The organism is Paraburkholderia xenovorans LB400, assembly GCF_000013645.1.
Lineage (GTDB): Bacteria > Pseudomonadota > Gammaproteobacteria > Burkholderiales > Burkholderiaceae > Paraburkholderia > Paraburkholderia xenovorans.
Map to the genome: position 1 here is coordinate 3,059,936 of NC_007952.1, position 20,498 is coordinate 3,080,433.

Here is a 20,498-nt window from a genome sequence, read left to right on the forward strand (position 1 = left end):
CAAAGAAAGCGTTCAGCATGTTTGTCTCCATCCGTAGTTTTAATGTCACCCGCGGTCCTGCTTCGTGCCGCAATACAACCAACCGTTACTGCGCGTCCGTCACGGCACCCACGAAGTTTCCACGAGAGTGTTGCGAGGCGCCGCCACCACCTTCAGGTCGCGCTCGGCTTCAGCGCCGCCGGGCAACGTGCGCTTTGTCATCAACCGCGCGAGCTGGCTGACGTCCGTCACAGCTTCCAGCGATTCGAGCCTTTCATAAAGCGCCAGCGCTTCCGAGGAGCCGATCGCCCGCTTGCTGCAATCGGAAAACTTCTCCCACAGTTCTTCGCCCGACATCGGGTGATCGCCGCCACGGCCGATCAGATCGTCGACGCGGCGTGACAGCACGCGGCCATCGCGCATCGTCACCGTTACTTCGGCGCCGAACTGATGCGGCGAATCTTCCGGCATGCCGGGATGCGGGTCTGTGCGCGTGATCGCAAGCAGACGCCGGATGCGCGGATCGCGATGTGCGTCACCTTCGAAATGCTCGAGACGCACCACACCGTCCAGCAACGCTCGTGCAACCGCGTACTGCACGCTGAATTTCGCGTTAAGCGAGGTCTGCGGATCGGGACTGTCCGTATGCGGCAAACGGCGGGCATGCGGCTGGATATGAATCGCTTCGATGTCGTCGGCCTTTACGCCGTCTTCGCGAACCAACGCCAGCGCCATCGCGATCGCCGGATGCGTGCTGCCGCAGCAGGGAAACTGCTTGAGGCCCATTGTCGGACTTTCGATTTCGAGCGGCGCGCACCAGTCTTCGAAAATCCGCGTGGGGTCGTAGGTACCTGGACCGTTGAACGCGTTGAAGAAGCCCTGTTTGTGCTCAAGGGCCGTAAGGTTCGCACTGAAGCCGCGTTCCGCGAGCAGCACGGCAAGCAAGCCGTTGCGGCAGCAATGGCCGACATGCAATGGCTTGACCATCGTGCCGAAGTTCGCCTTCAACCCCGCTGCCAGCGACGCCGCAATCGCAAGCGCCGTGGCGGTTTTGTCCACGTCGAGTTTGAGCAGATGGCTGGCAGCGGCGGCGGCGCCGAACACGCCGAGCGTCGAAGTCGGATGCCAGCCCTTGTCGTAGTGATGGTAATTGACCGCGCGGGCAAGGCGGATCTCCGTTTCAATGCCGATCACGTAGGCTGCGATGATCGCTTCGCCGCCCAGTCGCCGCTCTTCCGCGAGCGCGAGCAGCGGCGAGATCAGCGGCACGGACTGGTGTCCTCCCATCGGCTGGCTGAAATCATCGTAATCGAGCGCATGCGAGGCGGTGCCGTTCACGAGTGCGGCGTCGAGCGCGGACGTCTTGCGGGCCGTGCCGAATACCGAACACTTGCCCGGTGCTTCAGCGACGCCCGGCGTGTCCAGCAGAATGCGCACACATGGCTCCGCCGAACCGGCCAACGTGACGCCAATCGTATCGATGAATGCCGTGCGCGCCACCGCTAGTGCGCGCGGCGTGATGTGCTCCGCACCGAACGCGTGAATGCGATGCGCAAGACGCAGCGTGATCGGCATATCGCGTTCGTCGGGAATCTCAGAGGCTGTCTGTGATGTCATGTTCATTCCATTCGCCTGTTCGTTCGCTGCGGAATGTCCGCCGTGCGCTAGGTACGCGCTGACGTGCGGCCTGCGATCCGCCCGAAGGTCGCGCCCGAAACCAGGCCCGTGCCGGCCGGATAGTTATCGTAGAAAAGGCCGCCGACCATCTCGCCGCAGGCCGTCAGGCCGGGGATCGGACGCCAGTCCGTACCGATCACGCGCGCCTGTTCGTCGACCTTGACGCCGCCGAAGGTGAACGTGATGCCGCCCGTCGCGGTGTAGGCGTAGAACGGCGGCGCGTCCAGTTTCAGCGCCCAGTTCGTCTTGTCCACGCCGAGCCCTTGCGTGCCGAGGCCGTCTTTGCCGGTCGGATCGAAACCGTCGGATACCTCGTGCGCTGCGGCGTTGTATTCCTGCAGGGTTTTCAGCGCGCGCGGCTTGTCGTCGATATCAAGTTGTTCGACCAGCGCTTCGAGCGTGTCGGCCTGTAACGGATCACTCGTCGAATAACGCGGTTCGAGCAGATGGACCGTCTTCGAATCGAACAACTGATAGGCCTTCGCGCCCGGCTCGGCGAGAATCGCGCGGCCGTACTTCGCGTAGGTGAACATCGCGCCGTCCTCACCTTCGTCGACGAAGCGATTGCCCTTGCGGTTGATCATGACGCCGTACAGGTAGCTCAGCCGGTTGCTGCGGTCCGTCATTTCGCGCGGCGCGAAATTGCCCCAGTCGGCGCTGATCGGCGTTGCGTGACAGCCGCTCCACTGCCCCCACGGCATGGCGCCGATGTCCATTGCCATGCGCAGGCCGTCGCCCTGGTTGTGCGGCGTGCCGCGCACCTTCGCACCGCCCACGAGCGGACCGATATGCTGCGTGCGCATCTGCACGTTCGCTTCAAAGCCGCCGCAGCCGAGCACGACGGCGTGGCTGTGCAGTTCGCGCATGCCTTCGTCATCGCGAATGCGTACGCCGCAGACGCGCCCCGTTTCGTCCTGCAGGAGTGCCATCACGGCGGCGCCATAGCGCACTTCGATACCCATCCGCTCGACCGTCGCAAACCAGCTGCGCGACAGCCCGACGCCTTCATGCTCCGCGCGAACCACAAGCCCACGCGCCCAGATGATCTGATTGCCCTTGCGCACGCCCGTCAGGCTGACGGCCGGCTCCATCTTGATCTGCCCCGTTTCGTGCATCCAGAACACGGTCTCTTTCGAGTTGTCCACGAGCACGCGCGACAGCACCGGATCCGTCTGACCGCTCGTCACGCGCATCAGATCGCCGTGAAAGTCGTCCCGAGTGTAGGGCTGAATGCCCGCGTAGAAATCCTCGAATTCTTTCTCGACGCCGGGTACCAGCGGGCCGATTTCGCGCGGATCTTCGAACGCGAAACGCAACACGCCGCCGCTCCAATGGGTGTTGCCGCCACGCATCGCGCGCGGCGCCTTCTCCAGCACGACGACGCGTGCGGCCCCGTTTTCGCGCGCCGACACTGCCGCCGCCAGCGCGGCATTGCCGGCCCCCACCACGATCACGTCATAGTCCGCCATTGAGTCACTCCTCTCGTAGACATGTTGCAGAGCAAGCAGGCACGCAAGCTGTCCATGCCGGCACGCGGAAACGCCCGCGGTATCCGATCGGGGCGCCCCGGCACGTGGTGGACATTGCATTGCGTTATCGAAGTCTGGTTTTCAGAATACTTCTGTATACACAAGTACTCTAATCAGTACATTCCCTGATACAGAGCAAGGACGTGCGTGGAACCAAAGGGCTTGGGCGCATTACCGAAGTTCGGGGCGCCTCGCGTGACGGACGTTATTCCTTCGGATCATTACCCCGCCTCCCTTGCGCATCTCCTCTCCATTTACTTGACATCTAAACTATCTAGGCCTAAATTAATCTCACACAGCGGCGTCCACATATGGGGAACAAGCATGCGCATCGTTTGTATTGGCGGCGGCCCGGCCGGGTTGTACTTCGGTCTGTTGATGAAGAGCCGGAACCCGGCCTACGACGTCACGGTAATCGAGCGCAACCGCCCCTACGACACCTTCGGCTGGGGCGTCGTATTCTCCGACCAGACGCTCGGCAATCTGCGCATCGCCGACGCCCCCAGCGCCGATGCGATCCTCGACGCCTTCAATCACTGGGACGACATCGAGATTAATTTCCGTGGCCGGCAAATCCGTTCGTCGGGCCACGGCTTTTGCGGCATCGGCCGCAAGCGTCTGTTGAATATCCTGCAAGCGCGCTGCGAAGAACTGGGCGTGAAGCTGGTTTTCGAAACCCAGGTCACGGACGACAGCGCTTACGAAGCCGACCTCATCATTGCCTGCGACGGCGCGAACAGCGCGATCCGCCAGAAGTACGCGCACACCTATCGCCCCGCTGTCGACATGCGCGATTGCCGCTTCGTGTGGCTCGGCACCAGAAAACTTTTCGACGCCTTCACCTTCGCCTTCGAAGAAACCGAATTCGGCTGGTTCCAGGCGCATGCCTATCGTTTCGACGATCAGACTTCCACTTTCATCGTCGAAACGCCGGAGCGCGTGTGGCGCGCCGCCGGCCTCGACGAGATGAGCAAGGAAGACAGCATCGCCTTCTGCGAGAAGCTATTCGCGAAGTATCTGGACGGCAACGCCTTGCTCTCGAACGCAGCGCATTTGCGCGGTTCGTCACAATGGATTCGCTTCCCACGTGTCGTCAACGAGGAATGGGTGCATTGGCGCGACAACGCGGACGGCACGCGCACGCCCGTCGTCCTCATGGGCGACGCCGCGCATACGGCCCACTTCTCCATTGGCTCCGGCACCAAACTCGCGCTCGAAGATTCGATTGAACTCGCCAATAGCATCGGCGCGCATCCCGGCGATCTCGCCGCAGCGCTCAAGCACTACACCGACGTACGCAGCATCGACGTATTGCGTATTCAGAACGCCGCGCGCAATTCGACGGAATGGTTCGAGCACGTGGACCGCTATACGTCGTTCGAGCCGGAACAGTTCGCGTATTCGCTGCTCACGCGTTCGCAGCGCATCTCTCACGAGAATCTACGCGAGCGCGATGCGGGCTATCTGTCCGGTTTCGAAGACTGGCTCGCCCGGCGCTCAGGGGTCGATCGCGCGCCGGAAAAGCATTCCGTCCCGCCGATGTTCACGCCCTTCACTTTGCGTGGCGTCACGCTGAAAAACCGCGTGGTGGTGTCGCCTATGGCGCAATACTCGGCCGTCGACGGCGTTGCCGGCGACTATCACCTGATGCATCTCGGCGCACGCGCAATGGGCGGCGCAGCACTCGTCATGACCGAGATGACCTGCGTCTCGCCTGAAGCGCGTATCACGCCCGCATGCCCCGGCATGTACGCACCCGAGCATCTCACCGCCTGGAAGCGCATTGTGGATCTCGTGCATCGTCAGTCGGATGCGAAGATCGGCATTCAGCTCGGCCATTCCGGTGCGAAAGGTTCGACACGCGTCGCGTGGGAAGGCATCGATCAGCCGCTCACGGAAGGCAACTGGCCGCTCGTCTCGGCGTCGCCGCAACAATATCTGCGCGGCGTCAGCCAGCATTCGCGCGAAGCCACGCAAGACGAACTGCGCGAAATCGAGGCGCAATTCGTCCGCGCCACGCAGATGTCGGCCGAAGCGGGTTTCGATTGGCTCGAACTGCATTGCGCGCACGGTTATTTCCTGTCGAGCTTTCTGTCGCCGCTGACCAATCATCGCACTGACGAGTATGGCGGCTCGCTGGACAATCGTCTGCGCTACCCGTTGCAGGTCTTCAAGGCAATTCGCGCGGTCTGGCCGCAAGACAAGCCGATTTCCGTGCGCATCTCCGCGAACGATTGGGTAGAAGGCGGCACGACACCCGACGACGCGGTCCAGATCGCCCGAGCCTTCAAAGCGGCCGGCGCCGACATGATCGACGTGTCGTCGGGCCAGGTCAGCAAAGATGAAAAACCGGTATACGGGCGCATGTTCCAGACGCCATTCGCCGACCGCGTTCGCAACGAAGCAGGCATCGCGACGATCGCAGTGGGCGCGATCTCCGAAGCGGACCACGTGAACAGCATCATCGCGGCAGGCCGCGCGGACCTGTGCGCAATTGCCCGCCCGCATCTGGCGAACCCTGCGTGGACGCTGAACGAAGCCGCGAAAATCGGCTATTTCGACGTGACCTGGCCGAAGCCCTACACCGCGGCGAAGTCTCAACTCGAACGGAATCTCGAACGCGAGCGCGCCCAGGCTGCCGCGAACGCGGGTCTGTCGCCGCAAGAACGCGCGCAGCGCGCCGAAGGAACCACGTGAACACACTTCAATCAACGCTCACGGGACAGCACGCGGTGGTCACCGGCGGCGGCAGCGGCATCGGCGCGGCGGTCGCGCAGGCGCTGCTACACGCCGGCGCGCGCGTCACCTTGATGGGCCGCAATGCGGAGCGGCTCGACGCGCAGCGCGAGAAATGCCAAACGTTGGGCGAGGTGGCTTGCATCAGCGTCGACGTCACGCAGGAAGATTCGGTCGAGAGCGCGTTCCGTGAGGCCGGCGCGGTCGACATCCTCATCAACAACGCAGGCCAGGCGCAAGCCGCACCGTTCACGCATACGGACCTGGCGCTCTGGCAGCGCATGCTGGACGTCAACCTCACCGGCGTCTTTCTCGGCACGCGCGCGGTGTTGCCCGGCATGCTCGAACGCGGTCATGGCCGCATCGTCAACGTGGCGAGCACGGCGGGACAGATCGGCTACGCCTACGTCGCCGCCTATTGCGCCGCGAAACACGGCGTGATCGGCCTCACGCGCTCGCTCGCGCTGGAAGTGGCGACCAAAGGCGTCACAGTCAACGCGGTTTGTCCCGGTTATACGGAGACGGAACTGCTGCACGCATCGCTTGAACAGATCACCAGCAAGACTTCGCGCACCGAACAACAGGCGCGCGAAACCTTGCTTCGCTCGAATCCGCAACATCGCTTCGTGAGTCCGGACCAGGTCGCCAATGCGGTGCTCTGGCTGTGTCAGCCTGGCTCGGACGCCGTCACGGGGCAATCCATTTCCATCTCTGGTGGAGAAGTCATGTGACCAAGTCATCGAACATCAAGAAGCCTGCGGTAGCGGCTGAAACGAAACCGCCGCGCAAAGGCGTCGCCAAACCCGCGGAGAACGTCGTGGACCTCGAAATGAGCACGGGCGCGGATAGTCATATGGGTTTGCGTCTGTGGCTGCGCATGCTCACCACGACCAACCTCGTGCAGGCCGAATTGCGCAAGCGCCTGCGCAACGAATTCGACACCACGTTGCCGCGTTTCGATCTGATGGCGCAGTTGGAGCGTCATCCGGAAGGTCTGAAGATGACCGAGCTATCGCGCCGCTTGATGGTGACGGGCGGCAACGTCACCGGCATTACGGATCAGCTCGAAAAAGAAGGACTGGTGTCGCGCGACACCGATCCGAACGACCGCCGCTCGATTAGCGTGTGCCTGACGCCGGCAGGCCGCAAGGCGTTCGACAAGATGGCGGTCGCGCACGAGCAATGGGTGGTCGAACTGTTCGGTGGTTTGAGCCTCGATGAAAAATCGCGTACCCATCAGCGCCTCGGCAAACTCAAGAAACATCTGCTCGATAGTCTGAAAGACTGATCCGCATCGAAACGAGGAGACACTCATGACACGATCCAACGCCGACGCGCTACTGGCCGGCAACCGCCTCACGCTAGCCGGCTACGAAGCGCGGCACTTCGGCTGGTCGGTCGCCGGCAAGGTCGCGACGATCACGCTGAACCGCCCGGAGCGCAAGAACCCGCTGACCTTCGAGTCGTATGCGGAATTGCGCGATCTGTTCCGGCAATTGACCTACGCGACCGACGTCAAGGCCGTCGTGATTCACGGCGCAGGCGAGAACTTCTGCTCCGGCGGCGACGTGCACGACATCATCGCGCCGTTGATCGATCTGCCCATGCCGGAACTGCTGCTGTTCACCCGCATGACCGGCGATCTCGTCAAAGCCATGCGTCATTGCCCGCAGCCGGTGATTGCTGCCGTCGACGGCGTTTGCGCCGGTGCCGGCGCAATTCTCGCAATGGCGTCCGACATGCGGCTCGGCACCGCGCGCAGCAAGCTCGCTTTTCTGTTCTCGCGCGTCGGCCTCGCCGGCTGCGATATGGGCGCTTGCGCGATCCTGCCGCGCATCATCGGCCAGGGGCGCGCCGCCGAACTGCTGTTCACCGGTCGCTCGGCAAGCGGAGACGAAGGCCATGCATGGGGCTTCTACAACCGGCTATGCGAACCGGCCGCGTTGGTTGAAGAAGCGCACAAGCTCGCCGCCGATCTCGTCGCCGGTCCGACTTTCGCGCACGGCATCACCAAGAAGATGCTGCATCAGGAGTGGAGCATGAGTATCGACGAAGCAATCGAATCGGAAGCGCAAGCCCAGGCGATCTGCATGAGCACACGCGATTTCGAGCGTGCATATAGCGCGTTTGCGGCGAAGTCGCGTCCGGTGTTCGAGGGAGATTGAGTTGAGCGCCAACACCGAACTGGATCTGCATAGCGCGCTGGCCTGGCCGTTCTTCGAGCCGCGCCATCGCGAACTGGCCGCGGGTATCGAAGCATGGTGCCGCGCGAACCTCGCGCACGAAGACCACGAAGACGTGGACGCCACCTGCCGCCGTCTGGTGCGCGAACTCGGCGCGGCGGGCTGGCTGAAATACGGCGTGGGCGGTGTAGCCTACGGCGGCCACGGCGACACGATCGACACGCGCGCCGTCTGCCTGCTGCGCGAAACGCTCGCCAAACACTCTGGCCTCGCGGACTTCGCGCTGGCGATGCAAGGCCTCGGTTCGGGCGCCATCTCGCTTGGCGGCACGCACGAACAGAAGACGCGCTATCTGCCGCGCGTCGCCAACGGCACGGCCATCGCGGCGTTCGCGCTATCCGAGCCCGAGGCGGGATCGGACGTCGCCGCCATGACGCTCTCCGCACGCGAAGACGGCGACGCCTACGTGCTCGACGGCGACAAGACGTGGATCTCCAACGGCGGCATCGCCGATTTCTACGTGGTGTTCGCGAGAACGGGCGAAGCGCCGGGCGCACGCGGCATCAGCGCGTTCGTTGTGGATGCGGATACGCCGGGGTTGGAGATTGCGGAACGCATCGACGTGATCGCGCCGCATCCGCTCGCACGTCTGCACTTTGCCGGCGCGCGCGTGCCGCGCAGCCAGATGCTCGGCGCACCCGGCGAAGGTTTCAAGCTCGCCATGCGCACGCTGGATATTTTCCGCACGTCGGTGGCGGCTGCTTCGCTTGGCTTCGCGCGTCATGCAATGGCCGAAGGTGTCGCGCGTGCCGCGTCGCGCAAAATGTTCGGGCAGACGCTCGGCGATTTTCAACTGACGCAGGCCAAACTCGCGCAGATGGCCTTGACCATCGACAGCAGCGCATTGCTGGTCTATCGCGCGGCATGGCTGCGCGATCAAGGCGAAAACGTCACGCGTGAAGCGGCAATGGCGAAATGGCACGCAAGCGAAGGCGCGCAACAGGTGATCGACGCCGCCGTGCAACTCTACGGCGGCATGGGCGTGCAAAGCGGCACGGCCGTCGAAATGCTGTATCGCGAGATTCGCGCGCTGCGCATTTACGAAGGCGCGACCGAAGTGCAGCAACTGATCGTCGGACGTGATCTGCTGAAAGCGCATGCTGCCGCGACTGCCGGAGCAAACACCAGATGAGCGCGTCTTTCGAACGGCCCGTGCGTATCCGCTTCTCGCATTGCGACCCGGCGGGCATCGTGTTCTTTCCGCAATATCTGGTGATGACTAACGCGCTGGTCGAAGACTGGTTCAACGAGGGCCTGCATATCGACTACGCGCAAATGATTGCGCAGCGCCGCGTTGGCTTGCCGATCGTCAAACTCGATTGCGAGTTTTCGCGGCCGAGCCAGATGGGCGAAACGATCACGCTGACGCTTCACGTCGTAGCGATCGGCCGGCGCTCGATCAGCCTGGAGATCGTCGGCCATTGCAACGGCGAAAGCCGTTTTCGCGCGAAACAGGTGTTGGTCACGACTTCGCTCGAAAGCGGCACATCCATTGATATTCCCACCGACATCGCGAGCGCGCTCGCGACGTTCGCCCCGCAGCCCGATTCCATTGAGGCGCATCGCTCATGAAAAAAGCTCTTCTTCCGGCCGGTTGGGTCAAGCCGCGTGGCTACGCGAACGGCGTCTCGGCAACCGGCCTGCAGGTATTCATTGCCGGCCAGATCGGCTGGGACGAACAGGCGCGTTTCCAGACCACCGACTTCGCCGCGCAAGCCATCCAGGCGCTCAAAAATGTGCTCGCCGTTCTGCACGAAGCGGGTGGCAAGCCCGAGCACCTGGTGCGCATGACGTGGTACGTCACCGACAAACGCGAGTATCTCGCGGCGTTGAAGGATATTGGCCGTGCGTTTCGCGAGCTGATCGGCGACTACGACATCGCGATGAGCGCGGTGCAGGTCGTCGCGCTGATCGAAGACGAAGCGAAAGTCGAAATCGAGGCGACCGCAGTGGTCCCGCAGTAACCGGGCAACACAGCACGCGAAAAGAACCCACCAAACCACCAAGCCAACCGCAGCGCATCCAGCCGGCTCAACGCCCGGGAGACCATGATGGAACCGTCAGCACACGTCGATACCTTCGCGCGCGACAATCTTCCGCCGCAGGATCAATGGCCTGTCTTTCTGCTCGACAACCCTGACGTTGCCTATCCGCCGCGCCTGAACTGCGCGACGGAGCTGCTCGACAGAACCATCGAAGCGGGTCACCGCGATCATCCCGCGATCTGGTCCGACGTGGACGGCACGCCGCGCGCCACGAGTTATGGTGAACTACTGGCCCTGGTGAACCGCAGCGCACACGTGCTGGTCGACGAAATGGGACTGCGGCCCGGCAACCGCGTTCTCCTGCGCGGCCCGAACACACTGCATATGGCCGTAACCGCGCTCGCGGCACTCAAGGCCGGCCTCGTCGTGGTGCCGACCATGCCGCTGCTGCGTGCCAAGGAACTGAAGCAGATCATCGATAAAGCGCAAGTTGGCGCGGCGTTGTGCGACGCCCGCCTGACTGCCGAACTGGCACGCTGCACCGATCCGCAAGACGAGTTCTACTGCGCGGGCCTGAAAGAAACGCGCCTGTTCCACGACGACGCCGCCGATTCGCTCGACACACTCGCGATCAACAAGCCCGACCACTTCACCGCGTGCGACACCGCCGCCGACGACGTCTGCCTGATCGCCTTCACCAGCGGCACGACCGGTGCACCGAAAGGTTGCATGCACTTTCATCGCGACGTGCTGGCCATGTGCGATCTGTTCCCGCGCTACGTGCTCAAGCCCACGTCGAGCGATATTTTTTGCGGTACGCCGCCGCTCGCGTTCACGTTCGGACTCGGCGGTTTGCTGTGCTTTCCGTTGCGAGTGGGCGCATCCACGGTGCTGATCGAGAAGCTCACGCCCGAGACTTTATTGCAGACCGTCGAGCGTTTTTTCGCGACCATCGTATTCACCGCGCCGACCTTCTACCGGCAAATGGCGCCGCTGGTTGCGCATCACGACATCTCGACCTTGAAGAAGACCGTCTCGGCGGGAGAAGCCTTGCCGGATTCGACGCGGCGTTTGTGGCGCGACGCGTCCGGCATCGACATGATCGACGGCATTGGCGGCACCGAGCTGATCCACATTTTCATTTCGGCGCAAGGCGACGAGATCCGCCCGCATGCCATCGGCCGCGCGGTGCCGGGTTACGCCGTGCAGGCAGTGGACGACGACATGCGACCGGTCGCGCCCGGCACCATCGGCAAACTCGCGGTGCGCGGCCCGACCGGCTGCCGCTATCTCGCCGACGAACGGCAACAGAAGTTCGTGCGCGACGGCTGGAATCTGCCCGGCGATTCCGTCTATCTCGACGCGGACGGCTACGTGTTCTACCAGGCGCGTGCCGACGACATGATCGTCTCCGCCGGCTACAACATCTCCGGCCCCGAAGTGGAAAGCGTGCTGCTGCAACACGACGCGGTGTCCGAATGCGGCGTGATAGGCGCGCCGGACGAAACCCGCGGGCAGATCGTCAAGGCGTTCGTCGTGGTCAATCCCGGTTACGTCGCCGACGACAAACTGATCGCGCAACTGCAGGATTTCGTGAAAAATAGCGTGGCGCCGTATAAATATCCGCGCGAGATCGTTTTCGTCGATACACTGCCGCGCACCGAAACCGGCAAGCTAAAACGTTTCGAGTTGCGCACGATCGCTTAGCCCGCGCTTTCCGCGGCAACCATTTGCATGGGAGACATACCGCATGGCCGCCTCTTTCATCGAAGTCGTCGCCCAGGATGGCGGCCGGTTCAACGCCTACGTTGCGCGTCCGGCGCAAGGGTCCGGGCCGGGGCTCGTGCTGCTGCAGGAAATCTTCGGCATCAACGACACCATGAAGGCGATGGCCGACCGCTTCGCTGAAGAAGGTTATGTGGTGCTGGTGCCGGATCTGTTCTGGCGGATCAAACCGGGCATCGCGCTCGGTTACGGCGAAGCCGACATGAAACAGGCGCTCCGCTATCTCGGCCAGTTCGACACGGATCGCGCCGTCGACGATATCGCCGCCACTATCGCGGCATTGCGCGCCCTGCCCGAACAAGCGGGCAAAGTCGGCGCGGTGGGTTACTGCCTTGGCGGCAAGCTCGCGTTCCTGAGCGCCGCGCGTACCGACGTCGATTGCGCGGTCAGCTATTACGGCGTGGGCCTCGAAGCGTATCTCGACGAAGTGCCGGCAATTCGTTGCCCGATGGTGTTTCACTTCCCTGAAAACGACTCGCACTGCCCGCCCGAAACCCGCGAACGGATCAGCGCCGCGTTGCGCACGCGGCCGCAAATCGAGCAATACGTGTACCCGGATTGCGATCATGCGTTCGCCGCGCCGGCGCGTGCGCAATACGACAAGCCCGCCACGATGATGGCGTATTCGCGCACGCTCGCGCTGCTGCGCAAAGTGCTCGGTCCGGCCTACGATCTCAATGCGCTGTGGGAAGCGCATTGCTATTACGAGTTCGCCACCCGCGACGTGGATGCGGTCATGCCGACCATGGTCGCGCAGCCCTACGTCAATCACGTTCCGACCATGACCGGCGGTGTCGGCCATGACAACCTCAAGCGTTTCTATACGCATCACTTCGTCAACTCGAATCCCGTTGATACGAAGCTGATTCCGATTTCGCGCACCATCGGCGCGGATCGCATCGTCGATGAATTCGTTTTTAGCTGCACGCATAGCTGCGAGATCGACTGGTTGCTGCCCGGCGTCGCGCCCACCGGTAAATATTTCGAGGTGCCGATGCTGGCTGTCGTGTGTTTTCGCGGCGACAAGCTCTATAACGAGCACATCTATTGGGATCAGGCTTCCGTGCTCGTGCAGGTCGGCTTGCTGAACCCCGAGGGATTGCCGGTTGCCGGCATCGAAAGCGCGCGCAAGCTGCTAGACGAAACGCTGCCGTCGAATCAATTGATGGGCGGCAAATCGCGCGCATGAATTGCGACTAGAGGCCTGCCTCTGCACAACCTCCTTATGATGTGACACTCCATTGGCCAACATCTCTCGACCCATGCTGACCGTCCATCATCTGAACAACTCCCGCTCGCAGCGTGTGCTATGGCTGCTCGAAGAACTCGGCGTTCCGTACGAGATCAAGCGTTACGAGCGTGATCCGAAAACGATGCTGGCGCCGCCCGAGCTGCGCGCGGTGCATCCGCTCGGCAAGTCTCCCGTCATTACCGACGATGGCCAGACGATCGCCGAGTCGGGCGCGATCATCGAGTATCTGATCGACAGGTACGGGCAGGGACGTTTTGCGCCGGCGCCCGGCACACCGGAGCGGCTGCGTTACACCTACTGGCTGCACTACGCGGAAGGTTCGGCAATGCCGCCGCTGCTGCTCAAACTCGTGGCGCTGCGTATTGCCAGCGCGCCGATGCCGTTCTTCGCCAGGCCGATAGCGCGCAAGATCGCCGCGACGCTGCAATCGAGTTTTATCGATCCGCAGTTGAAGCTGCACCTCGGCTACATCAATCAGGAATTGAGCAAGACCGGCTGGTTTGTCGGCAACGACTTCACCGCGGCAGACGTGCAAATGAGTTTTCCACTCGAAGCCGCCACGGCGCGCGGCGGGATGGACGGGCAGATTCCTGCGGTGGTCGATTTTCTCAAGCGCATTCATGCGAGACCCGCTTATCAGCGGGCGCTGGAGCGCGGCGGCAAATACGAACTGCTCGGCGGCGATTGACGTCCGCGGCGACCTGGAACTCGTAGTTGTCGCTCGAAAGTCGCGGATGCTAGACTGGAAAATCCCATTGTCGTCAACGAGTTGCCAGCCGGTTGGTCGGCATTGCGCCGGATTCCGTCTCTTTCGGCGCGGTGCCAATTTCAGCAGCAACGCGTCCGGCATCCGATCGACCACGGCCAAGGAGCCGCCTGCATGACCCATTCCATCCACGGCAACAAACGCTGGATCGCACTGATCGTTCTGTGCCTCGGCGTGCTCATGATCGTGCTCGATACCACGATCGTGAACGTTGCGCTGCCGTCCATCGCGGCGGATCTCGGCTTTAACGAAACGTCGCTCGTGTGGGTGGTCAATGCGTACATGCTGACCTTCGGCGGCTGCCTGCTGCTGGGTGGACGGCTCGGCGATCTTTATGGGCACCGCAAGTTGTTTCTTATTGGCATTACGTTGTTCACGGCGGCGTCGCTTGCTTGCGGCATTTCGAACTCGCAGGTGCTGCTGGTGTGTGCGCGGGCCGTTCAGGGTGTGGCAGGCGCGATCGTCTCGGCGGTTTCGTTGTCGCTCATCATGAATCTGTTCACCGAACCCGGCGAACGCGCGAAAGCGATGGGCGTGTATGGGTTTGTGTGCGCGGGCGGTGGCAGCATCGGTGTGCTGCTTGGTGGCCTGCTCACCAATCTGCTGAGCTGGCATTGGATCTTTCTCGTCAATCTGCCGATCGGTATTGCCGTGTATGCACTTTGCGTCGCGCTGTTGCCGTCCGCGCGCGGTCATGCACATGGAGAGAAGCTCGATGTGGCCGGCGCGGTATCCGTCACCGTTTCGTTGATGCTGGCCGTGTACGCCGTGGTGAATGGGAATGAAGCCGGCTGGACTTCGGTGCAGACGCTCGGCTTGCTGTTCGCTGCGTTGGCGCTGCTTGCTGTGTTCCTGGTGATCGAATCGCGCGTTCAGCATCCGTTGATGCCGCTTGGTTTATTTCGCTTGCGCAATGTTGCGACGGCGAATGTGGTCGGCGTGCTGTGGGCGGCTGCCATGTTTGCCTGGTTCTTTATTTCCGCGTTGTATCTGCAGAGGGTGCTCGGCTATCGGCCGTTGCAAGTCGGGCTCGCGTTCCTGCCGGCTAATCTGATCATGGGGTTCTTTTCGCTTGGGTTGTCGGCGCGTGTGGTGATGCGCTTCGGGCTGCGTGTTCCGCTGGCCGTGGGGCTGCTGGTCGCGGCTTGCGGTCTTGCGTTGTTCGCTCGCGCGCCGGTTGGCGGCAGCTTTGTGCTAGATGTCATGCCGGGGATGATGCTGCTTGGTTTCGGCGCAGGGATTGCGTTTAATCCGATGCTGCTGGCGGCTATGAGCGATGTCGATCCGAGCGATTCAGGGCTCGCGTCGGGGATCGTCAATACGTCGTTCATGATGGGTGGGGCGCTTGGGCTCGCGGTGCTGGCCAGTCTCGCTGCGGCGCGGAGTGAGGCGGTGCAGGCGTCGTCTGGAGATGCCGTGGCCGCGCTGAATAGCGGGTATCACGTCGCGTTTTTGTTTGGGGCGATTTTTGCGGCGGCGGCGGGGATTTTGGGTGGGGTGTTGTTGCGGACGGGGCGAGCAGGAGGAACTGCGGTTCAGGAAGGTGGCCACGGTCAGCAAGTGTCGCCCACGGATAAGACTGCAACCGAAAGTTATTGAGCGGCCAGCTGCGGCCAACTTGGCTTGGTCTCCTCGCCGAACTGCCTCGACGCCTGGTCGATTGGATCATACGTCATGCTCATGTATTGCTTGATGTCCGGCTGGCCCAGTGCAATCAAGCTGAGCATGGCTGCTCCGAGCCGTCGCGCGAAGCTACACGCACCTTGATCGCCGCGTTCAGCGTATATCGTCGGCGTCCGCTGCAAGCTCGTCCGCAAGAATCTCCTGCACGGTTTCCCTGATGAGTTGCGCCGCGCGAGACCGAAGCTGGCTCGCCTGACGGCTGACAGCCTGGGCGATAGAAATCTGTGTTGTCAGCACCGGCCCGATGATCCGGCTCACCTGCAGCAAGTCGTGGCCGTAGGAACCGAACATCGATCGGGCGGTACCGTACATGAGCGGACCAATCGACACACCGCTTAGAAACAGGATGATCAGACAGCCGTAGATTGCGCCGAAGTGTTTCCTGCCGAAGTATTTGCTCGTGAGATAGCTGACGAGATCGCTCTCCGTTCCGTAGCCAATGCCGACAAATGCCACGCCGATCGCCAGTCTCACTGTAAGCGTCACGATGCCGAAGCCCGTTGAAATGAGCGTGACAGTCTGCGCCGGATAGCCGAGATCGCACGCATATCCGATATCGAAAAAGCGCTTGTCCTGTACGATAGTTTGAATATATGATCCGTATATGAATCATATATGGAGAGTGATGTGGGCATTGTCAATATCGACGACGACTTGCACGATCAGATACGTAAGGCAAGCGCAGTATCATGCCGGTCGATCAACGCACAAGCGGCCTTCTGGATCAAGGTTGGCATGTTGTGCGAAATGAATCCGACGCTGAGTTTCAATGAAATAGCTACCCGTGAACTGAGAGCCGCAGGCGTCGTGACGCAAGCCGTCAAGGTGGCGTTGACATGACCAAGCGACCCGAAGAAATCGCATTGATGGCGGAATCGGGCCAACTGCTGGCAGATGTATTTGGCTATCTGGATCAAATGAGTCTGATCGGCATGTCGACCATGCAGGTCAACGATCTGGTCGATAGCCTCATCGTCAATGAACTCAACGCATGCCCGGCAAGCAAAGGCCAGTACGGCTACGCCTACGCGCTTAATTCTTCACGCAACAATGTTGTTTGTCACGGTGTTCCGTCCACCACAGACATCCTGCAAAGCGGGGACATCGTTAATTTCGACATCACGCTGGAGAAGAATGGCTACATCGCTGATTCCAGTAAGACCTATCTCGTGGGGGAGGTGTCTCCACTGGCTAAACGCCTCGTGCAAGTGACCTACGAAGCGATGTGGAAAGGGATCAAGACCGTTCGTCCCGGCGCCAGACTCGGCGATGTAGGTCATGCTATTGAGCGGCACGCGCGCAGAAATGGCTATTCGGTCGTGAGGGAATACTGCGGGCATGGCATCGGGCGTGAAATGCATGAGGAGCCGCAAGTGCTGCATTGGGGGAAGCCGCGAACGGGTTTGTTGTTGCGCGAAGGTATGGTGTTCACCATTGAACCCATGATCAACCAGGGGCGACATTCTGTTAGAACCGAAGAAGATGGCTGGACGGTGGTCACGCGCGACGGGCAACTGTCGGCGCAGTTCGAACACACCGTGGCCGTGACCCGAAACGGCGTACAGGTCTTAACGCTACGATCCGAAGAAAGGGTACCCAACTGATCGAGCCGACCAGAGAATCAATGTCCATCCGCGAACAGTGCTACGCCTGAAGGCAGCCGGAGCGTGAAGTCAGGAGAAACAATCAGCCAGATCGTTGACCGGCGCAGATCGTAAGATCAGACGACCGCGTTGCGCTGGGCCGGAAAGAAGCGGTTGGAAGGTCGAGGAAGGCCAAGATGCTCGCGTAATGTCCGCCCTTCGTATTCGCGCCTGAACAAGCGCCGCCGCTGAAGCTCGGGGACGAGCTTGTCGACCACCTCGTCGAGGCCGCCCGGAATCCAGGGGAACATGACGTTAAAGCCGTCCGAGGCCTGAGTCTCCAGCCACTCCTGCATCTCGTCGGCGATCGATGTCGCGGTGCCGACGAAGGCGACGCCCGAATAGCTGCCGGCGGCTCGCGCGAGCTCCCGGATAGTCAGGCCCTTCTCCCGGGCAAGATTGACCATACGCTCACGCTGCGAGCGGCTGGCTTCTGTCTCCGGGATATCCGGCAAGGGGCCGTCGGGATCATAGCCAGACACGTCGAACCCAAGCATCGAATTTAAGGAGCCAATGCCACTGTCGTAATGGATCAGGCTATCGAGCGTCGCACGGCGCTCGGCAGCCTCATCCATACTGTCAGCTACGACAACGAAAGCGCCGGGCAGGTAGCGCAGCGTGTCAGGCGTGCGGCCAATGGCGGCCATGCGCGAACGGACATCGGCATTGAAGCTGCGCGCGGCCTCGATGGTCGGCGGAGCGCCGAAAATCACCTCGGCGGTTTGTGCCGCGAGCTGACGCCCCGCGGAGGAGGCGCCGGCCTGAACGATCACAGGCCAACCCTGAGGCGGCCGTGCGATGTTCAGCGGGCCGCGCACTTTGAATGACGGCCCCTTGTGATCGATTGCATGAATTCGTGCGGGGTCAACGAAGATCCCGCTCCCGGCGTCGCGAATGAAGGCGTCGTCGGCGAAGCTGTCCCACAGACCGGTGACCACATCGACGAACTCGTGCGCCAGCTCATAGCGGTCGTCGTGATCCTTCTGCGAATCGTAGCCGAAGTTGAGGGCCGCGTCGGGGTTGGCTGTCGTCACGACGTTCCAGCCGGCGCGCCCGCCACTGATATGGTCCAACGACGCGAACCGCCGGGCAATGTGGTAAGGCGCATCGAAGGTCGTCGAGGCTGTTGCGATTAATCCGATCCGTTCGGTAACCATCGACAGCGCCGACAGCAACGTAAAGGGTTCGAATGACGTCACCGTGTGGCTCCGGCTAAGAGCCGCAATGGGCATGTTCAATAGCGCCAGGTGGTCGGCCATGAAGAAGGCATCGAACTTTGCCTCTTCCAGCCGCCGGATCGAGCGACGCATCTGGTCAAGGCTGAAGTTCGCATACGCGTCGGCGCCCGGATACCGCCATGCGCCCGTGTGGATCGCCGCCGGTCGCATGAAGGCACCGAGGTGGAGTTGGCGAGGTTCGCCCATCTGTCGCTCCATCGCATCAGGAGCCGCCGGCTCTTTTGAGGAGTCGGCGGCCAGGTTCAGGCGTCGAGGAAGGTTGTCGCGTTGGCGACGAACGTCTGCGGATACTGATAGATCGACCCGTGGTTGGAGTCGGGATAGACGATCAGCTGCGCGTTCGGCAGGTTCTGCTGGAGCGTGAACGAATGCCTCGTCGGAATGATGACGTCGTTGCTTCCCTGGACGACCAGCACGGGCTGCCCGATCGATTTCAGATACTCCAGCGCATTATCGTCCGGCACATGCCACTTTCCGATCGCCTCGCCCTGTGCAGCGATGGTCTGCTCGCTGACTTCCGGGTCGCGATCCTGACGACGAAGCTTGCGTTCGAGGAACGCAAGGCCGGCCTTCTGGCTGGCGTCCGAAGGTGCGAAATGGACCGAAAGCCACAAATGTTCGGGCGGGTCATAGCTGCCGGAAAAGATCTCCGCCGAGCGGCTTTGCGACATGTCCTGCGAGCGATGGCCGGTGCCGACGAGGATGACTTTGCGCACGAGGTTGCCTCCCTGAAGGGCGATCTCCTGCGCAATGAAACCGCCGATCGAAATGCCGAGCACATCGACCTGAGCCAGACCGAGAGCGCGGATGAACGCGACCGCGTTAGCGCCCATCTCCTGAAAACTCGTCGGGGTCTCGCCCGAAGAACTGGAGACGCCGGCATTGTTGAACAGGATCACTTCCCGTGTCTGCGCGAGACCGTCCGTGACTGCCGGATCCCAGTAGTCCATCGTGCCGACATAGTGCTGGTTGAAAACGATCGGCACACCGCCAGCCTTGCCGAAGCGGCGATAAGCAAAGCGGATGCCATTGGCCTCGACATATTGAGTCGGGGCGGTGTCGTGTGTGTAGGTCATTGCAACTCTCCTTGAGGAGCAGATTGAGCGCGGGCGGCGGTCGTCGGGCCAGACTAGCGGAGTCCGCCGCCGGCGATGATTTTCTCGCCGGTGAGCCAGCGCGCATCGTCCGAAGCTACGAACGCCACCACATCGGCGATGTCCTGAGGCTGACCGAGGCGGCCCAACGGCGTCTGCGCAACGATTCCCGCCTCGAATTCGGAGGCCAGCATTCCGGCGCTTTGCGTCCCTTCGGTTGCAGTGAGGCTCGGGTTGACGGAATTGACCCGGATCTTGCGCGGGCCGAGCTCCTTGGCGAGCACGCCGGTAATGACGTCTACTGCGCCCTTGGTGGCCGTGTACACGGCGGTTCCTGGAGGCGTGATGGCGGTAACGCCCGAGCCAATGTTGATGATGCTGCCGCCTTCGCCAAGTTGTGCCGATGCCGCTTGAGTCATTAGCAGCAGACCAAGCACGTTGATATCGAACATCCTGCGGAATTGCGTTTCCGTGACTTCGTTCAGGGCACCGAACTCGTAGACGCCTGAATTGTTGACCAGAATGTCGAGCTTTCCATACGTGGCAATCGCAGTATCGACCAGACGCTTCGCGTGAGCACTGTTGGACACGTCGCCCTGCGTGGCCACAGCCTGGCCGCCTGCATCGGTAATGGCTTGAACCACCGCGTCCGCGCCGGACTTGCTAGTGGCGTAGTTGACAACCACCTTCGCGCCGTCCGCAGCGAGCGCCTTCGCGATCGCTGCCCCGATTCCCTTGGATGCGCCAGTGACAATGGCGACTTTGCCTGCTAGCCTGGACATGACAACTCCTCAAAATGGATTAAGTTGCTCCGGGACAACGCCTATCGTTGCCTCGGCACAGGTCCAATATTGGAGTGCGGACGTTAGGACGACTAGCTGGTCCAAG

At 61.9% G+C, this 20,498-nt stretch carries 20 protein-coding genes; 13 read left to right on the plus strand and 7 right to left on the minus strand.

Features of this window, described 5'->3' with window-relative positions; genetic code table 11:
* Positions 1 to 99: 99 nt before the first annotated feature.
* Both BXE_RS35425 and tcuA read right to left on the minus strand, forming a co-directional pair.
* Positions 100 to 1,596, minus strand: a complete 1,497-nt coding sequence (locus tag BXE_RS35425) for an MmgE/PrpD family protein (RefSeq protein WP_233518995.1) — start codon at positions 1,594 to 1,596, stop codon at positions 100 to 102.
* A gap of 47 nt (positions 1,597 to 1,643) precedes the next feature.
* Positions 1,644 to 3,125 (minus strand): FAD-dependent tricarballylate dehydrogenase TcuA, encoded by a 1,482-nt coding sequence (gene tcuA, locus BXE_RS35430; protein WP_011492937.1) that lies wholly within the window; start codon positions 3,123 to 3,125, stop codon positions 1,644 to 1,646.
* 384 nt (positions 3,126 to 3,509) lie between these two features.
* Here tcuA and BXE_RS35435 point away from each other — a divergent pair, with 384 nt between their 5' ends.
* From BXE_RS35435 to BXE_RS35485, 11 genes are all read left to right on the plus strand, one after another.
* Positions 3,510 to 5,882 carry a bifunctional salicylyl-CoA 5-hydroxylase/oxidoreductase gene (locus BXE_RS35435; RefSeq protein WP_011492938.1) on the plus strand — a complete coding sequence of 791 codons (2,373 nt, stop codon included), beginning with the start codon at positions 3,510 to 3,512 and terminating at the stop codon, positions 5,880 to 5,882.
* Entirely contained in the window at positions 5,879 to 6,652 is a 774-nt protein-coding gene (locus BXE_RS35440) for an SDR family NAD(P)-dependent oxidoreductase (protein WP_011492939.1), read from the plus strand. Before BXE_RS35435 ends, BXE_RS35440 begins: the two co-directional genes overlap by 4 nt.
* Entirely contained in the window at positions 6,649 to 7,209 is a 561-nt protein-coding gene (locus BXE_RS35445) for a MarR family winged helix-turn-helix transcriptional regulator (protein ID WP_007178468.1), read from the plus strand. Before BXE_RS35440 ends, BXE_RS35445 begins: the two co-directional genes overlap by 4 nt.
* A 25-nt stretch (positions 7,210 to 7,234) precedes the next feature.
* The gene (locus BXE_RS35450; RefSeq protein WP_011492940.1) at positions 7,235 to 8,086 is read left to right on the plus strand and encodes an enoyl-CoA hydratase family protein; all 852 of its coding nucleotides are present in this window, start codon (positions 7,235 to 7,237) and stop codon (positions 8,084 to 8,086) included.
* Position 8,087: 1 nt separating this feature from the next.
* Positions 8,088 to 9,296: an acyl-CoA dehydrogenase family protein gene (locus BXE_RS35455; RefSeq protein ID WP_011492941.1), complete on the plus strand. Its 1,209-nt coding sequence runs from the start codon at positions 8,088 to 8,090 to the stop codon at positions 9,294 to 9,296.
* Entirely contained in the window at positions 9,293 to 9,736 is a 444-nt protein-coding gene (locus tag BXE_RS35460) for an acyl-CoA thioesterase (protein ID WP_011492942.1), read from the plus strand. The genes BXE_RS35455 and BXE_RS35460 overlap by 4 nt, the downstream gene beginning before the upstream one ends.
* Positions 9,733 to 10,128, plus strand: a complete 396-nt coding sequence (locus BXE_RS35465) for a RidA family protein (protein WP_011492943.1) — start codon at positions 9,733 to 9,735, stop codon at positions 10,126 to 10,128. Before BXE_RS35460 ends, BXE_RS35465 begins: the two co-directional genes overlap by 4 nt.
* Positions 10,129 to 10,215: 87 nt before the next feature.
* Positions 10,216 to 11,856, plus strand: coding sequence for an AMP-binding protein (locus BXE_RS35470; RefSeq protein ID WP_011492944.1), 1,641 nt, complete (start codon positions 10,216 to 10,218; stop codon positions 11,854 to 11,856).
* Between the two features lie 43 nt (positions 11,857 to 11,899).
* Positions 11,900 to 13,123: a dienelactone hydrolase family protein gene (locus BXE_RS35475; RefSeq protein WP_011492945.1), complete on the plus strand. Its 1,224-nt coding sequence runs from the start codon at positions 11,900 to 11,902 to the stop codon at positions 13,121 to 13,123.
* A 73-nt stretch (positions 13,124 to 13,196) separates the two neighbouring features.
* The gene (locus BXE_RS35480) at positions 13,197 to 13,874 is read left to right on the plus strand and encodes a glutathione S-transferase (protein WP_011492946.1); all 678 of its coding nucleotides are present in this window, start codon (positions 13,197 to 13,199) and stop codon (positions 13,872 to 13,874) included.
* A 192-nt stretch (positions 13,875 to 14,066) separates the two neighbouring features.
* Positions 14,067 to 15,551, plus strand: coding sequence for a DHA2 family efflux MFS transporter permease subunit (locus tag BXE_RS35485; protein ID WP_011492947.1), 1,485 nt, complete (start codon positions 14,067 to 14,069; stop codon positions 15,549 to 15,551).
* Here the strand turns inward: BXE_RS35485 and BXE_RS47960 are convergent.
* On the minus strand, positions 15,545 to 15,679 hold the full coding sequence (locus BXE_RS47960) for a hypothetical protein (protein WP_267886396.1): 135 nt from the start codon (positions 15,677 to 15,679) through the stop codon (positions 15,545 to 15,547). The genes BXE_RS35485 and BXE_RS47960 overlap by 7 nt on opposite strands.
* Positions 15,680 to 15,728: 49 nt before the next feature.
* Positions 15,729 to 16,121, minus strand: a complete 393-nt coding sequence (locus tag BXE_RS35495) for an MFS transporter (RefSeq protein ID WP_148223042.1) — start codon at positions 16,119 to 16,121, stop codon at positions 15,729 to 15,731.
* A gap of 141 nt (positions 16,122 to 16,262) precedes the next feature.
* Between BXE_RS35495 and BXE_RS35500 the strand changes: the two genes are divergently transcribed.
* Both BXE_RS35500 and map read left to right on the plus strand, forming a co-directional pair.
* Positions 16,263 to 16,475: a ParD-like family protein gene (locus BXE_RS35500; protein ID WP_011492949.1), complete on the plus strand. Its 213-nt coding sequence runs from the start codon at positions 16,263 to 16,265 to the stop codon at positions 16,473 to 16,475.
* A complete protein-coding gene (map, locus tag BXE_RS35505) occupies positions 16,472 to 17,239 on the plus strand; it encodes a type I methionyl aminopeptidase (protein WP_011492950.1) in 768 nt (255 codons plus the stop codon). The genes BXE_RS35500 and map overlap by 4 nt, the downstream gene beginning before the upstream one ends.
* A 116-nt stretch (positions 17,240 to 17,355) precedes the next feature.
* Here the strand turns inward: map and BXE_RS35510 are convergent, their stop codons facing one another.
* Genes BXE_RS35510 through BXE_RS35520 form a run of 3 tightly spaced genes read right to left on the minus strand, consistent with a single transcriptional unit; the run spans position 17,356 to position 20,392 of the window.
* Positions 17,356 to 18,702: an LLM class flavin-dependent oxidoreductase gene (locus tag BXE_RS35510; RefSeq protein ID WP_011492951.1), complete on the minus strand. Its 1,347-nt coding sequence runs from the start codon at positions 18,700 to 18,702 to the stop codon at positions 17,356 to 17,358.
* Between the two features lie 56 nt (positions 18,703 to 18,758).
* Positions 18,759 to 19,592, minus strand: coding sequence for an alpha/beta fold hydrolase (locus BXE_RS35515; protein WP_011492952.1), 834 nt, complete (start codon positions 19,590 to 19,592; stop codon positions 18,759 to 18,761).
* Positions 19,593 to 19,645: 53 nt separating this feature from the next.
* Complete coding sequence (locus BXE_RS35520; RefSeq protein ID WP_011492953.1) at positions 19,646 to 20,392, minus strand: glucose 1-dehydrogenase; 747 nt, start codon at positions 20,390 to 20,392, stop codon at positions 19,646 to 19,648.
* Between the last annotated feature and the right edge of the window lie 106 nt (positions 20,393 to 20,498).

Excerpts from the sequence above, each read along its gene's own strand:
- BXE_RS35425 (WP_233518995.1), bottom strand. The coding sequence starts at position 1,596 with ATGACATCACAGACAGCCTCTGAGATTCCCGACGAACGCGATATGCCG.
- tcuA (WP_011492937.1), bottom strand. The coding sequence starts at position 3,125 with ATGGCGGACTATGACGTGATCGTGGTGGGGGCCGGCAATGCCGCGCTG.
- BXE_RS35435 (WP_011492938.1), top strand. The coding sequence starts at position 3,510 with ATGCGCATCGTTTGTATTGGCGGCGGCCCGGCCGGGTTGTACTTCGGT.
- BXE_RS35450 (WP_011492940.1), top strand. The coding sequence starts at position 7,235 with ATGACACGATCCAACGCCGACGCGCTACTGGCCGGCAACCGCCTCACG.
- BXE_RS35460 (WP_011492942.1), top strand. The coding sequence starts at position 9,293 with ATGAGCGCGTCTTTCGAACGGCCCGTGCGTATCCGCTTCTCGCATTGC.
- BXE_RS35465 (WP_011492943.1), top strand. The coding sequence starts at position 9,733 with ATGAAAAAAGCTCTTCTTCCGGCCGGTTGGGTCAAGCCGCGTGGCTAC.
- BXE_RS35470 (WP_011492944.1), top strand. The coding sequence starts at position 10,216 with ATGGAACCGTCAGCACACGTCGATACCTTCGCGCGCGACAATCTTCCG.
- BXE_RS35475 (WP_011492945.1), top strand. The coding sequence starts at position 11,900 with ATGGCCGCCTCTTTCATCGAAGTCGTCGCCCAGGATGGCGGCCGGTTC.
- BXE_RS35480 (WP_011492946.1), top strand. The coding sequence starts at position 13,197 with ATGCTGACCGTCCATCATCTGAACAACTCCCGCTCGCAGCGTGTGCTA.
- BXE_RS35485 (WP_011492947.1), top strand. The coding sequence starts at position 14,067 with ATGACCCATTCCATCCACGGCAACAAACGCTGGATCGCACTGATCGTT.
- BXE_RS47960 (WP_267886396.1), bottom strand. The coding sequence starts at position 15,679 with ATGCTCAGCTTGATTGCACTGGGCCAGCCGGACATCAAGCAATACATG.
- map (WP_011492950.1), top strand. The coding sequence starts at position 16,472 with ATGACCAAGCGACCCGAAGAAATCGCATTGATGGCGGAATCGGGCCAA.
- BXE_RS35510 (WP_011492951.1), bottom strand. The coding sequence starts at position 18,702 with ATGGGCGAACCTCGCCAACTCCACCTCGGTGCCTTCATGCGACCGGCG.
- BXE_RS35515 (WP_011492952.1), bottom strand. The coding sequence starts at position 19,592 with ATGACCTACACACACGACACCGCCCCGACTCAATATGTCGAGGCCAAT.
- BXE_RS35520 (WP_011492953.1), bottom strand. The coding sequence starts at position 20,392 with ATGTCCAGGCTAGCAGGCAAAGTCGCCATTGTCACTGGCGCATCCAAG.